The organism is Bacillus cereus group sp. Bc061, from assembly GCF_027715825.1.
In the GTDB taxonomy this organism is placed as follows: Bacteria; Bacillota; Bacilli; order Bacillales; family Bacillaceae_G; genus Bacillus_A; species Bacillus_A paranthracis.
The window spans coordinates 19801-34873 of record NZ_JAQFTZ010000011.1 but is presented as its reverse complement, the minus strand read 5'-3'; the positions used below and the strand labels follow the sequence as shown (position 1 = coordinate 34873).

The window sequence follows — 15073 nt, the reverse complement described above, 5'->3', positions numbered from 1 at the left end:
ATCCGCTCCTTATATTATCGGTTCCAGAATCGTCCTTGGGCAATGCCTTCTATAAATGACTCAATTGAAGTGTTTGTTAAGTTGTAAATTCCTGCTCCATCTAATTTGATTTTACTATTGTCTAAAGCATGAGGATCGCTAAGGACATAGGCTATCGGTTTAAAGTGTTTAAAAGTAGTTTCTGCAAATTCTAAAACAGGGGGTTGAATGACAGATTCGCTACTAAACACTAATACCGCATCAAAAAGTGCAGAGTCTGCTGTTGTATAAGTATCCGTTACTTTAATGGAATCATTGAACTGATGAATTTTATTATCTATGATGCTATAGTTCATTCGGTGTTGTACAAAAGCTTGAATCCATTCGGACAGAAGGGAGACGCTTGGGTCACCATTCAATAGAATTGCCACATTTTTGGAATCAGCTTTAAAAATAGTGTTGGACATGCTTAGCGCAGGTGATTTTGCATCCGAATTTATTTCGTGATTTTCTTTAGGCAAAGGGGCTCCAATCATGTTAGCGACTTCCTTTGCTAATTGACGATCGACATGATTCAGTAGAGCAATTACATTTGCCTTCACCATGTCTGATTTGCACTTCCCAACTTCAAAGCAAAATGCATCTTTTATGTGCTGCTTTTCAATAGGGTTCATACTATTGTAGAAAAGTTTAGCTTGCGAATAAAAGTTAAGAAAGCTTTTACTGCGCCCCCTAATTTTATGTCCATCAATCTTTTCTTGATAATGCTCATATCCGCCCTGTTCAGCTTGCACGGTTGCTGGTTGATTATTATTTAAGCCATTAGGGTGATAGCTTGTTTGACCGCGATGAATCTGCATTTGATGCATGCCATCACGTTGATTATTATGAAAAGGACATACGGGCTGGTTAATAGGAATTTGGTGAAAATTAGGGCCTCCTAAACGAGATAATTGTGTATCTGTATAGGAGAACAATCTTCCTTGCAGAAGAGGATCATTTGAAAAATCAATACCTGGTACGACATGGCCAGGGTGGAAAGCTACCTGCTCCGTTTCTGCAAAGAAGTTATCAACATTTTTGTTCAATGTCATTTTACCAACTAGTTTTACAGGAACTTCTTCTTCTGGCCATAATTTCGTTGGATCTAAAATATCAAAATCAAATGCATGCTCATCTTCTTCTGGAATTAGCTGCAATCCAAGCTCCCATTCTGGATAATCGCCCTTTTCAATTGCTTCATATAAATCTTGACGATGGAAATCAGGGTTTTTCCCAGCAATCCTTTGAGCTTCATCCCATACTAATGAATGAACCCCGAGGGTAGGTTTCCAATGAAATTTTACGAAGTGGGCTTTTCCTTCTTTATTAATAAGTCGAAATGTATGAACCCCAAAACCTTCCATCATTCGTAAACTACGCGGAATAGCACGGTCGCTCATCTGCCACATAACCATATGAGTAGACTCGGGATTATGCGCAACAAAATCCCAAAATGTATCATGAGCGCTAGCTCCCTGAGGAATATCATTATGTGGTTCTGGTTTAACTGCATGGACAAAATCAGGGAATTTAATAGCATCTTGGATAAAGAATACAGGCATATTATTACCCACTAAATCATAGTTACCTTCATCTGTATAAAATTTTGTGGCGAATCCGCGTACATCTCTTACTGTATCGTTTGATCCTTTAGAACCTTGAACGGTCGAGAACCGTACAAATACAGGCGTTTTCTTTGAAGGATTAGTAAGAAAATCTGCTTTCGTATATGCTTCTAACGATTCATAAAGCTGAAAATAACCATGAGCGCCAACTCCGCGTGCATGAACAATTCTTTCGGGAATTCGCTCATGATCAAAGTGGGTCATTTTCTCGCGAAAGTGGAAATCCTCCATTAAGGTTGGGCCTCTTAAGCCCATCTTTAAAGAGAATTCATCTTCGGCTATTTTTACTCCTTGGTTTGTTGTTAAAGCATGTTTGCGTTGATTATCCGTAACGTGGTGTTCCAATTGTTCCGTTTTTTTATTCACAATATAGGCCCCTCCTTTACGCTGTTAATTAATAGATACCCTTTTTGTTAGGATGTAAACATGTATTATCGTTTTTGTATGTAAAAATCATAAAATGTTGGTTGTACCAGTGATTCTTGTTTGAGAAGGGAAAATAAAAAAGCCAAGGAGATACTTTATTTTCTCCTTGGCATTTAAGATATTTCTTTTCGTTAAAATGCGGAAATTCGTTGCTTCGTTTTTGGTACAATAATAAATTTGATCCAGATTACCCCGATTACCATAATAATCAAAGCATGTAGTAATTGTCCCGTAGCAATGAGTATAACAATTGAAAATATAATGAGCTGAATGCGTAGCAATATAAAGAGTAAGTGAAGAAATTGATTCAGCCGTTTTTCAGTATCAATTGGATATAATGCTACAATAATATTTCCCGAAAAATATTTCCATAGGGAACGGAGCTGCATAGAAATCATATATAGGACGATATATGCGATAGCGCCTTTTACGTATATGTTTGGTATAAAATATAAGGCGAAGGCACCGATCAACCCTAAGCGAATATATATACCGAAATAATCATTCCCGCGTAAAAATGCGAGTGTATGTAAATAGAAGAAAGTTGCTCGTTTTTTATGTAATAAAGGTTCAATCCAAGTTGTAAGCCATTTTCTTTTATTTACTTGCTTATTTAGTTGCGGAACATCAGTGAAGATGCTAGCAAATTGATAAAAACGAACGTTCATTTTTTCTTCTTGCTCGATTATGTAATCCCATGGTATTCGTTTTGTAGGCTGTTTTTTCGTATAAAGAAGCAGGAAAGCAAGCAGTAAAAGTAATCCGCCCAATATGAGAACATTTGCCGCATAAAACAGCATATAAATGACTAGGGCGTTACAAGCAATACGAATAATCAGCCATATATTTTTTTCGTGACGATCACGCCACATCCAATGTATGTATATGTTCCAAGCTTTCGTAACCATTAAAATGATAAAGATTGTACATAAGAAAGGTATCGTTAATTGTAATGATTGCAGTGCAAGCGGAACGAGAATAAGGAACGTAAATAATAATGGGAAAAGCTGAATGATGTAATTGTATAGAAGAGATTTTTTGAAATAAGAAGTTAATTTCTCTTCTAGTGCTAGTAAATAGACAGCGTCAGGTTTTTGAATAAATGTACGAATAGGGCATCTCGTTATAATGAATGTAAGTACAATCGTGATGAGTAGTAAAGATATTCCTTTAGAAGGAGATGCTTTTAGAAACTGAGCATAGTAGTATGCGCCAACGCATGAAATAAAGATAAAGCTATATAGTAAACCGTTAATCATACGTGCAAAGTATGTAATGATATTTTGCATATGTTGTTGGAAACGGCTGCTCCATAGTGATTCGATTGACATGTTTTTCACCTCTTTGTTCTATTATATATGTTTTGGAAAAGAAAAAACGAGCAAATTGCGTTATGCAACTTGCCCGTTTTTCTTTTCGTTATTTTTTTTCTGATCACGATTCATTAATGGATAGAAGGCAAAGCCGATTACGAATAAACCAATTCCGAGAAGGAATGTTTTTATATCGGCTGCTCCTGTTTTAATAACCCATAGTGCGTAGCAAAGTGCAATCACTGCGACTATGCCATCTGTAATTCTTGCCCGCATTTCATTTTTATACGTTTCACCAGTTGCGACTAGTTTTAACTGGAAGATTGGTGAAACGAGATATGGAATGAGGTAGGCCAGTGTCGATACAGTAATAACGAATGTATAAGCTTCCGCAATTGTTCCTGATAATGTTGAGAATAAGAACACTTGCGACATAATGTTTGTTAATCGTAATGAATAAATTGGACTTCCTTTTTTGTTTGTTTTTGTGAAGAAGGAAGGGAAGAAACCTTCTTTTGCTGCTTGATATGGTACTTCTGAGCTTAATAAAATCCAGCCTAAGATGGAACCGAATAGGGAAGTAAGAGCAAGTAATGCCATCAGTTTCCCGCCGCCATGACCCATTGCAGCGTTTAGTGCATCTGCTAATGGACGTTCAGAAGCTTGTAATTTATCAATGTGAAGTACACCCATTGTTAAAATTGTAATTCCTAAGTAAATCGCAACTGTAATAAGTAATCCCGCAACTGTTGCGCGTTTTACCGTTTTTGGAGAAACAGCACGGTTTGATAAAAGAACCGCTGATTCAATTCCGATAAATGCCCAAAGCGTCGTAAGAGCAGCTAAGTTTACTTGTGAAAGAAGGCCGTGTGATACACCTGATTTATCGATCATCGGTGTGTACCATTGTCCAAACTTAGAAGCTTCGAATGCAAATAATGTAACGACGATGAATAATAGGAATCCAGTTACTTTCGTTGTTGTTGCTAAGAAGTTTAGCTTTCCAGCTCCGCTTACACCGTTTGTTAATATAATATGAGTTCCCCAAAGTAAGATGGAACAAATCGTAAATGTAATTAGTTTTCCGACTTCTACATTAAAAGAACCGATTGAAAATAGTAGTCGTGTATCTTTCATAATTGGGAAGAAGAGTGATAAATATCCCGCAAATGATGTAATGATGGCAACGTTACTTGCCCAGTTTGCAACCCAATATCCCCATACCATACTGAAACCAGCCATTTTTTTCTTTTTTGGTGTTGAGAATAAAGCATATGCATGACTTTGTGGCCCTGTCGTTAAATCAGGACGACGAATTGCTAAATTACCGAAAACAAGAGCTAGCATTAAAACACCAAACCCTGTTGTTAACCAAGCTAAAGTGACACCGAGAGGGCTTGCTGTTTGTGCCAACGTACTTGGCACCATGAAAATACCAGCGCCAACCATGTTACCGACAACGAAAGCTGTGAGTACCCAAAAGCCCCATTTTTTTTGTTGCATAGAAAATACCTCCAAAGTTAGTATAACCAAGTCAAGCGAGGAGATATGTATGTCTTCCTGAGTCAGGAAGAGAAGTCCCAAACAAAACAAAAAAAGCACGTAATTTGCCGCTACATGCTTTCTATCTTATAAGAAACCCACGACATACCTCTCGATAGCTCTCCACAAACGAAACGTTTGTGACAGTTCTGCACTTATTAAGTAGCAGACCCAGCAAGCGTGCATGGTGGACACGGGCTTACTTCGGCAATCATTCCTTTCTCATTCGTTCATCAATGCCACTACATCTCCTGAAATGATACTCTTAATGACTGCAACCTCTACCTCACCGAGATACGAATGAGGATTTAAATATTAATTTAACGTATTTAAGAGTAACAAATGAATTTTTATACGTCAATGGATATAATAATAATCAGATTATAGAGAAGAGTTTGTGATTAAAAGTAAGAAGGATTATTATGTAATATTGAATTTTCATAATATAATAAATGTTGTTGGCGCTAGATGATTGAAAAGGGGATGAAGTATATGTCTGTATGTCATAAACATTCAGTAATAGGTGTGTTAGATTCGGGAGTTGGGGGATTAACAGTTGCGAGCGAAATTATAAGACAATTGCCTAAAGAGAGCATTTATTATATTGGTGATAATGAGCGTTGTCCGTATGGGCCAAGAAGTGTAGAAGAGGTACAATCTTTCGTATTTGAAATGGTTGAGTTCCTCAAACAGTTTCCGTTAAAAGCTCTAGTTGTAGCATGTAATACTGCTGCAGCTGCTGCATTGACTGCGCTGCAAGAAGCACTTTCTATTCCGGTTATTGGCGTTATCCATCCAGGAGCAAGAGCGGCAATTAAAGTGACGAAGAAAGGGGAAATCGGAGTAATTGGAACTGTAGGTACGATAAAATCTAATATGTACGAAAAAGCATTGCATGAGCTTGATACATATTTGAAAGTGCATAGTCATGGGTGCCCGACCTTAGCTACAGTTGTAGAAAATCAATTAGAAGATACAGCATATGTAACCGAGCAAGTGAAACAAGCTTTACTGCCATTAACGAAAGAAGATATAGATACGTTAATTCTTGGGTGTACGCATTATCCACTTTTAGAGTCTTATATTAAAAAGGAACTAGGAGAGGATGTAACGATTATTAGTTCTGCAGAAGAAACAGCGATAGAGTTAAGCACAATTTTACAGCACAAAGGAATTTTGTCTGACAATCTGAATCCTGAGCATCGATTTTTTACAACAGGCTCTGCCTTATCATTTGAACATATTGCTGAGCGTTGGCTAGGATATCACATTTCTGTAGAATGTGTGGATTTACCCGTAAAGAATGCTCGCATCTGTAATTAGACTGTATGAAAGTACTTTTTGTTCAATACACTAGGTTAGTTGCATAAGAAGGAAAAAATGCACTTTTAATTGAAAGGATTAAGGTCATTTCAATTAAAGGGGAGATTGGATTATGGAATTATCAAGGTCTCAATTATTTGCTTTAGAGTATATTTCAAAATATGCAGAGAACGAAAAACGTGAGGCGAAAGCAACAATTAATCATATACTTAACATGTGTAATATTACAGATGAAATATTTGAAGAAGCTGTGGCTAACTTAAAATCTCATGCAAGGATCGCTTTACACGTTCATCCAGACAGACTCGATTCGAGTATGAAAAGTGTTGCTGAAGCATTGTTTGAGCAAGGAATATATAAAAGTCAGTTTGAAACATTGCTATCTAACGGAAGCGTATCTGCTTATCCTGGCGGTGAACGTGACCTTTGGGAACAGAGAATATTTGGAGGAGCATATCAATTGGAAGGTGTAACGAATGATCAACGGCCAAAGTATGGGGCGCTAAATTTGATGTTACATCCAGATGGGCCGGCTCCGCGTTTTGGATCATGTTATTTTCTCTTATCTCCAAAAGTTTCTTCTCGCTCTACATATACGTATTTAGATTCGCATCAAGATCCAAAAGAAAAGGGGACTTATGAGGAGTTTGATATGATTTTAGCTGCTCTTTTGGAAGAGACATTCGTAAGAGAGTGTACAATTGGTGAAGGGAATTTGACTCCAACAAGATTAGTTAATCATTTACTGGCTAACATGGAAAGGCCGTTTATAGATTTAGTAAGCAAAGAGCCAGCCCGTAATCTTAATCATTATATTGAAGCGCAAGTTCATGGAGAGATTTCTCTTAAAGAAGACGTGGAAGCTCTTGTTGTAGATCCTTCATTTAAGGGTACGGATGTAGGAAGAACTTTAGAAGAAATTTGCCTGAAGTATGCTATTGATTTGTATTGGCACATGGGTTTTGTACTGCCGGTAGACGAAGTTCCAATGGATTTTAGAGGTTCCAAAATGCCATCTTTGGCAAGACGTATTGCACGACATAATTGTATCGATGCAAATATAATCGGTTCTGCTGTAGCGGATTTGAAACACAATCCATTATCTTGGAGTGATCGTGGAACTTATGAGGAAGTGCTTCAAGAATTAAAATTATTATGGCATGTTTTAGTTCGGTTTGGAAAACCAAATCGGAAGTAGAACGAAATACTCTGTTTTTTGGAAGTATATATAGAAAAGAAGCTGATCTAAAACTAGATCAGCTTCTTTGTATAAGATTAAACTAAGTTTAATACAGTTACTTTTTCACGTGTCATAGACTCAAGGCTCTTACGAATACCTTGTGCGCCCATACCTGAACCTTTTACACCGATGAATGGGAAGTGGTCAGGACCGCGCTCTGTGCGTCCGTTAATTTGAACAGAACCAGTTTCGATTTTGTTAGCAATTGCAAATGCTTTGTTAATGTCTTTAGTGAAGACACTTGCTTGCAGACCGAACTCTGATTTGTTAGCAATTTCAATTGCTTGCTCATCTGAAGAAACACGAATGATTGGAAGGATTGGGCCAAATGGCTCTTCCCAAGCAACTTTCATTTCTTCTGTTACGTGGTCGATTAATGTTGGATAAATTAAGTTACGCTCACGTTTATTACCGATAACGATTGTTGCACCTTTTTCCACAGCGTCGTCAACTAAGCCTTGAACGAAGTCAGCAGATTTATCGTCGATTAATGGAACGATTGTGCTGTCTTGTTCTGGAGATCCAACTGATAGGTTAGCTACTTGCTCTTTTAATAAGCCAACAAGCTCGTCTGCTACGTTTTCGTGTACAAGTACACGTTTAATAGCTGTACAACGTTGACCAGAGTAAGAGAATGCACCGCTTACGATATGGTTTGCAGCATCTTGTAAGTCAGCATCTTCACGAACGATACCAGGGTCTTTACCACCAAGTTCTAATACAAGTGGAATCATTGAAGCTTTTTTCGCTAAATGTTTACCTGTGTTTGTACCACCTGTGAACGATACCATATTGATGCCTTCGTGTTCTACTAAGTAGTCACCAATTACAGAACCACGTCCTGTCGCTACGTTTACAAGACCTTTTGGAAGGCCAGCTTTATGAAGTGCTTCCACCATTTTAATACCGCTAATTGCACCTTGAGTTGCTGGTTTGAAAATAACAGCGTTACCCATAATTAATGCTGGTGCAAGTTTTGCAGCAGATAAGTTTACTGGGTAGTTAAATGGTGCGATTGCTAATACAACACCAAGTGGTGCGCGTTGGATAATCGCAAGTTTTGATTTTGTACCGCCCGGGAAGCTATCGCCCATCATGCTTTCTCCGTGCATATGTAAAGCTTCTTCAATCGTATAACGAATGAAATCAGCTGTACGAACAACTTCTTTCTTCGCATCTTTATATCCTTTACCGACTTCTTTCATAATGATATCGGCAATTTCATCCTGCATATTTACGAGCTCATCAGCCCATTTATATAAATACTTTGCGCGATCTTGTAGAGAAGCTTCCGCCCATGATTTTTGAGCTTCCTTTGCAGATGCAATTGCTTCATCTACTTCTCCGCGAGTAATTGCTTGTACTTGTCCAATTACTTCGTGTAAGTATGGAGATGGAATTTCGATTGTTTCTCCTGAAGAGCTTTCTCTCCATTCTCCATTTAAATAAAATTTGTACGTATTGCTAGTTGTCATGATTAGTCCTCCTAAAATAGCAACTTGTAAGAGTGAGTATAAGGTGATTGTATGGGGTTTGATAACATTTTTCAAATGAAATATTTGTGAAAACGATTTCTTATGAAGCTTTTATTTTGTATGCCCTTTCTTACAGAATATTCCCTTATTTCGAAATGATGGATCATATATTTTTATTCAATTTGTAAAAAAACAATTGACAGAATACTCAATAAAGTTATAAGATTATAAATGGAAAATAAATGAAGGGGGTGTGCGTAATGATTGTAATCGTAAATGTAATGGGTTTAGCTCTGTTAAATGGCAGAAAACATTTATATCATTACGCAACCCGTGCGGATATATAGGGCATTTTTGTCTTATAAAAAGCGTACGTTGCGTATATCGTAACGTACGCTTTTATGCATTTTTGTGCATATCGTCAAGCGGCGGTATGCTTTTTTTTGTTTATTTTCCATGTTACTAAATAAAACTTTGGAAGGTGGAAAAATGTGATGAGATTGTATGGGTTACGAAATGTAAATGTAATGGGTCTGGATAGCGGATAAAGAAATGAGAGATAAACGAGAACGAGAAGGGAGAGATTACATTGTTTTCAGTATTACTAAAGTTAAAGTGGTTTTTTAAGGAGCACTGGAAGAGATATAGTATCGCCATTGGAGCTCTTTTAATTGTGAATATAGTTGAAGTTATTCCCCCGAAAGTGTTAGGGGTTACGATAGATAATATAAAAACAGGAACGTTATCGAACGAAGCTATTATACAGTCTATTCTTATTTTAATTGGGGTTACGATAGTTGGATATGGCCTCACTTTCGTATGGCAACATCAATTGTTTGGCGGTGCATTCGTGCTTGAGAAAACGATGCGCTCTAAATTTATGGGGCATTTACTTAAGATGACGCCGACTTTTTATCAAAAAAATCGTACTGGTGATTTAATGGCGAGAGCGACAAATGATTTAAAAGCAATCGCTATGACAGCTGGTTTCGGTATATTAACGCTCGTTGATTCGAGTTTATATATGCTTACGATTGTCTTTATGATGGGATTTACAATTAGTTGGGAGCTTACATTTGCGGCACTTATACCGCTTCCAATTATGGCGTATGCGATGAATATATATGGAAAGAAATTGCATGAAAGATTTACAGTTGCGCAAGATGCGTTCGGTGATATGAATGATAAAGTACTTGAGTCAATCGCTGGTGTGCGCGTGATTCGTGCATACGTACAAGAAAATGCAGATCAGGAAAGATTTCATCAATTAGGAGATGACGTCTACGAAAAGAATATGAAAGTAGCTAGAATTGATGCACTATTCCAGCCAACTGTGAAAATGCTTGTCGGTCTTAGTTATTTAATTGGTTTAGTGTACGGTGCATATCTTGTATTTCAATCAAAGGTGACACTTGGTGAACTTGTTTCCTTTAACGTGTATTTAGGGATGATGATTTGGCCGATGTTTGCAATTGGTGAATTAATCAATGTTATGCAAAGAGGAAATGCGTCACTCGACCGTGTAAATGAAACGTTAGCGTATGAACCAGATGTAAAGGATCCGAAACATCCAAAGCTTGTACAAGAGCCGGATTATATTCAGTTTGATGATGTTACCTTTTCATATCCTTCATCAACTGAAACAAATTTAAAAAAGGTTTCGTTTACATTAAAACAAGGGGAAACGCTTGGTGTTGTTGGAAAAACAGGAAGCGGAAAAACGACGCTCGTACGTCAGCTTCTTCGCCAATATCCGCTTGGAGATGGAGATATTGCAGTCTCTGATGTGACATTAGATCAAATGACGAATGAAAATGTGCTTGGGTGGATTGGTTATGTACCGCAGGAACATATTTTATTCTCAAAAACAGCGAGGGAAAATATTTTATTCGGAAATAGGGAAGCGACGGAAGAGGAACTCGAGAAAGCGATTGAAATTGCAGCGTTTAAAAAAGACTTAGAGTTTTTACCAGAAGGGTTAGAAACGCTCGTCGGAGAGAAAGGTGTTTCTTTATCAGGAGGGCAAAAACAAAGGATTTCGATTGCACGAGCTGTTATTCAAAATCCGGAAATATTAATTTTAGATGATTCTTTATCAGCTGTTGATGCTCGTACGGAAGCGGCGATTATTGAAAATATAAGAACAGAGAGAAGCGGAAAGACGACGATTATTACGACGCACCGTTTATCTGCCGTTCAACATGCGGATTGGATTCTCGTGATGGATGAAGGAGAAGTAATAGAAGAAGGTACGCATGATCAGCTTATTCAAAAGGGAGGCTGGTATGCGGAACAGTTTGAAAGACAACAGGGTGAAAGTGAAAGTGCGGATAGTGGGGTGAAAATATGAGCGTTTCAAAACGATTGTTTCAATACGCAATGAAAGTAAAAGGGACGATTTTTGCAGCGATGCTAATGTTATTTATTTTCGTCATCGCAGAGCTTGCTGGTCCTTTCGTCGCGAAAACGATGATTGACGATCATATCGTTGGAATAGAGAAACCTTGGTATGAAACAGAAAAGAGTGAAGAGGCTGTTTCGTATAATGGCGCCTTTTATAAGAGAAGTGATCGCTTTGAACAAGGTGAGAAAAAAGGAAAAGAAGTACGCGTGATGCAAGTCGGTTTTCAATATTACTTTGTACCGAATAAAGTAAATGTGGAAGGGTCACGGACTGTAAAAGGTGATATGATTACCGTTCAAAACGGTAAGGCGGTGCAAGTGTATAAAGCGAAAGCATTAACGAAAGAAGAAGTGTTTGCGTTTTATAAACCAGAAATAAACAGACTATTATTACTTGGTGGAGGCTATTTTGCTTTATTAGTAGTCGTTTCATTATTTGCATACGGAAAGCAATTTTTCTTGCAGAAAGCAGCGAACAAAATTATTCAAATTATGAGGGAAGATGTCTTTTCTCATATTCAAACGTTGCCGATTCGGTATTTTGATCATTTACCAGCAGGGAAAATTGTGTCGCGTGTGACGAATGATACAGAGGCCATTCGTGATTTATATGTAACGGTGCTGGCAACATTCGTTTCTAGTATCATCTATATTATTGGGATATTTGCTGCGCTATTTTTACTCGATGTAAAATTGGCGACGTTATGTTTACTCATCATCCCAATTTTAATTGTTTGGGCTATTTTATATAGAAAGTACGCGTCTGTATACAATCATAAAATGCGTTCGCGTTTATCTGATATTAACGGAACAGTGAATGAATCCATTCAAGGGATGCCAATTATTCAAGCGTTCCGTCAAGAGCGTGAAACGAAAAAAGAATTTGAAGAATTAAATGGCGATTATTTTAAGTATCAAAATAAAATTTTAAATTTAAATGCAGCAACTTCGCATAACTTAGTAGCCGTATTAAGAAATATCGCTTTCACAGGAGTAATTTGGTATTTCGGCGGTGCTTCATTAAGTGCTACAGGCGTCATTTCTTTAGGGATACTATATGCGTTCGTTGATTATTTAACACGATTATTCTCACCGATTACAAATATGGTGAATCAGCTTGCTAACTTAGAACAATCGCGCGTTGCATCAGAACGTGTTTTTGAATTATTAGAGGAAAAAGGGGAAGCAGTAGAAGAAGAACGTATACCTCGCTTACAAGGAAATGTGAAGTTTGATAATGTGTCGTTTTCTTATAATGGAAAAGATGAAGTGTTAAAAAATATTTCATTTGAAGCGAAACAAGGCGAGACAGTCGCACTTGTCGGTCATACTGGCTCAGGAAAAAGTTCCATTATGAATGTACTCTTTCAGTTTTACGAGTTTGAAAAAGGAAAGCTTACAATTGACGGTCATGACGTAAAAGAGATGCCGAAACAAGCAACTCGTGAACATATGGGAATTGTACTGCAAGATCCATTTTTATTTAGCGGAACAGTAGCATCTAATGTTAGTTTAGAAAATGAAAATATTTCAAAAGAGCGCATCGTAAAAGCATTGCGTGATGTAGGTGCTGAAAGATTTGCGAACAATATAAATGAAGAAATTACGGAGAAAGGAAGTACACTTTCAACCGGAGAACGTCAGCTTATATCGTTTGCTAGGGCGCTCGCTTTTGACCCAGCCATTTTAATTTTAGATGAAGCGACATCTAGTATCGATACAGAAACAGAGGCGATGATTCAACAAGCGCTAGAAGTTGTGAAAAAAGGAAGAACGACATTTATTATTGCCCACCGTCTTTCAACAATTAAAAGTGCAGATCAAATTATCGTGCTTGATAGAGGGACGATTTTAGAAAAAGGGTCTCATGATGAATTAATGAAAAAGCGCGGGCGTTATTACGATATGTACAAAACGCAAATGGAAGGGAATCAGAGCGCTTAATAGGTATGGGGAGGAACTTGTGATTTTCACAAGTTCTTTTTTTAGTGAATCACGGCAATTAAATAAGAAGTATTATTTTACCTTTCGTACAATAAATGCTATATTAAAAAATGTTACTTATTTTTTGTATGTAGCATTATTTTTCCTTTTTGTTTGATTATGAAGAAAAAGGATAAACTAAATAAGAACATTTTCATTGAAAAATTGTTCAAGATTGCATACAATCAATATAGTTTTTAAATTCCTATCAGAATACTTGGAGGATTACCATCATGAAGAAATTATTTTCAGTACTTGCAGTAACTACATTAGCGATCGGGATTGTAGCCGGCTGCGGTAAAGAAGAGAAAAAAGATACAGCTAGTCAAGACGCGTTACAAAAGATTAAACAAAGCGGTGAACTTGTAATTGGTACAGAAGGTACATACCCACCATTTACGTTCCACGATTCAAGCAATAAATTAACTGGATTTGACGTTGAACTATCAGAAGAAGTTGCAAAACGTTTAGGTGTAAAACCTGTATTTAAAGAAACGCAATGGGATAGCTTACTTGCTGGTTTAGATGCAAAACGTTTCGATATGGTTGCAAACGAAGTTGGTATTCGTGAAGATCGTCAAAAGAAATACGACTTCTCTAAACCATACATTTCATCTTCAGCGGCATTAGTTATCGCAAAAGATAAAGATAAACCTGCTACATTTGCTGATGTAAAAGGATTAAAAGGAGCACAATCTTTAACAAGTAACTATGCAGATATCGCTAAGAAAAATGGTGCGGAAATCGTTGGTGTAGAAGGATTTAGCCAAGCAGCAGAACTATTAGCTTCAGGGCGCGTTGATTTTACAATTAATGATAAGTTATCAGTATTAAATTATTTAGAAACGAAAAAAGATGCAAAAATTAAAATTGTAGATACAGAAAAAGAAGCGTCACAAAGTGGATTCTTATTCCGTAAAGGTAGCACTAAGCTTGTACAAGAAGTAGATAAAGCGTTAGAAGATATGAAAAAAGACGGTACGTATGACAAAATAACGAAAAAATGGTTTGGTGAAAATGTATCTAAGTAGTGCATTGGTTTCAGATCGATTGTCTACTTGGGTAGATATTATGCAGTCTTCCTTCATGCCGATGCTGAAGGAAGCTGTTTTTACGACAATTCCATTAACGCTTATTACATTTATTATCGGTCTTATACTTGCGACGTTAACGGCGCTTGCACGTATTTCAGGTAGTCGTATTTTACAATGGATTGCTCGTATCTATGTATCTATCATTCGCGGAACGCCACTTCTTGTACAGTTATTTATTATTTTCTATGGTCTCCCAACTCTTAATATTGAAGTTGAGCCATATACAGCAGCAGTTGTTGGATTTTCATTAAATGTCGGTGCGTATGCATCTGAAATTATTCGTGCTTCTATCCTTTCCATTCCGAAAGGGCAGTGGGAAGCAGCTTACACAATTGGGATGACATATCCGCAAGCGTTAAAACGTGTTATTTTACCGCAAGCAACGCGCGTATCAATTCCGCCGCTTTCGAATACATTTATTAGCTTAGTGAAAGATACTTCATTAGCATCGTTAATTTTAGTAACAGAAATGTTCCGAAAAGCGCAGGAAATTGCGGCAATGAACTATGAGTTTTTAATTGTTTATTTTGAAGCAGGTCTTATTTATTGGGTTATTTGTTTCTTATTATCAATCGTACAACAGATGTTAGAAAAGCGTTCAGAACGCTATACATTAAAATAATCCTTT

The 15073-nt window shown here is 37.2% G+C and carries 10 protein-coding genes and 1 riboswitch; of the genes, 6 read left to right on the top strand and 4 right to left on the bottom strand.

Features of this window, described 5'->3' with window-relative positions; genetic code table 11:
* Positions 1-14: 14 nt before the first annotated feature.
* The 3 genes from PDQ40_RS23770 to PDQ40_RS23760 all read right to left on the bottom strand — a co-directional run bounded on the left by PDQ40_RS23770 (position 15) and on the right by PDQ40_RS23760 (position 4888).
* Complete coding sequence (locus PDQ40_RS23770; protein ID WP_001036524.1) at positions 15-2012, bottom strand: catalase; 1998 nt, start codon at positions 2010-2012, stop codon at positions 15-17.
* 191 nt (positions 2013-2203) lie between these two features.
* Positions 2204-3403 (bottom strand): ABC transporter permease, encoded by a 1200-nt coding sequence (locus tag PDQ40_RS23765; RefSeq protein ID WP_000021406.1) that lies wholly within the window; start codon positions 3401-3403, stop codon positions 2204-2206.
* A 60-nt stretch (positions 3404-3463) separates the two neighbouring features.
* Positions 3464-4888 carry an amino acid permease gene (locus PDQ40_RS23760; RefSeq protein WP_001186312.1) on the bottom strand — a complete coding sequence of 475 codons (1425 nt, stop codon included), beginning with the start codon at positions 4886-4888 and terminating at the stop codon, positions 3464-3466.
* A gap of 147 nt (positions 4889-5035) precedes the next feature.
* A riboswitch (Lysine riboswitch) is annotated at positions 5036-5219 on the bottom strand.
* A gap of 200 nt (positions 5220-5419) precedes the next feature.
* Between PDQ40_RS23760 and racE the strand changes: the two genes are divergently transcribed.
* Together racE and PDQ40_RS23750 are read left to right on the top strand one after the other, a co-directional pair.
* The gene (gene racE / locus PDQ40_RS23755; RefSeq protein ID WP_000109654.1) at positions 5420-6250 is read left to right on the top strand and encodes a glutamate racemase; all 831 of its coding nucleotides are present in this window, start codon (positions 5420-5422) and stop codon (positions 6248-6250) included.
* A gap of 112 nt (positions 6251-6362) precedes the next feature.
* A complete protein-coding gene (locus tag PDQ40_RS23750; RefSeq protein ID WP_270691691.1) occupies positions 6363-7448 on the top strand; it encodes a DUF3626 domain-containing protein in 1086 nt (361 codons plus the stop codon).
* Positions 7449-7525: 77 nt separating this feature from the next.
* Here PDQ40_RS23750 and gapN read toward each other — a convergent pair whose 3' ends face one another.
* Positions 7526-8965 carry an NADP-dependent glyceraldehyde-3-phosphate dehydrogenase gene (gene gapN / locus PDQ40_RS23745; RefSeq protein WP_000213632.1) on the bottom strand — a complete coding sequence of 480 codons (1440 nt, stop codon included), beginning with the start codon at positions 8963-8965 and terminating at the stop codon, positions 7526-7528.
* Between the two features lie 589 nt (positions 8966-9554).
* On the opposite strand from gapN, the gene PDQ40_RS23740 reads away from it, so the two are divergent.
* The 4 genes from PDQ40_RS23740 to PDQ40_RS23725 all read left to right on the top strand — a co-directional run bounded on the left by PDQ40_RS23740 (position 9555) and on the right by PDQ40_RS23725 (position 15067).
* Positions 9555-11315 carry an ABC transporter ATP-binding protein gene (locus PDQ40_RS23740; RefSeq protein ID WP_000493198.1) on the top strand — a complete coding sequence of 587 codons (1761 nt, stop codon included), beginning with the start codon at positions 9555-9557 and terminating at the stop codon, positions 11313-11315.
* Positions 11312-13312 (top strand): ABC transporter ATP-binding protein, encoded by a 2001-nt coding sequence (locus PDQ40_RS23735; protein ID WP_000116620.1) that lies wholly within the window; start codon positions 11312-11314, stop codon positions 13310-13312. Before PDQ40_RS23740 ends, PDQ40_RS23735 begins: the two co-directional genes overlap by 4 nt.
* Positions 13313-13584: 272 nt before the next feature.
* Complete coding sequence (locus PDQ40_RS23730; RefSeq protein ID WP_000732855.1) at positions 13585-14382, top strand: amino acid ABC transporter substrate-binding protein; 798 nt, start codon at positions 13585-13587, stop codon at positions 14380-14382.
* Complete coding sequence (locus PDQ40_RS23725; RefSeq protein WP_000281503.1) at positions 14369-15067, top strand: amino acid ABC transporter permease; 699 nt, start codon at positions 14369-14371, stop codon at positions 15065-15067. The genes PDQ40_RS23730 and PDQ40_RS23725 overlap by 14 nt, the downstream gene beginning before the upstream one ends.
* The last annotated feature ends 6 nt before the right edge of the window (positions 15068-15073 follow it).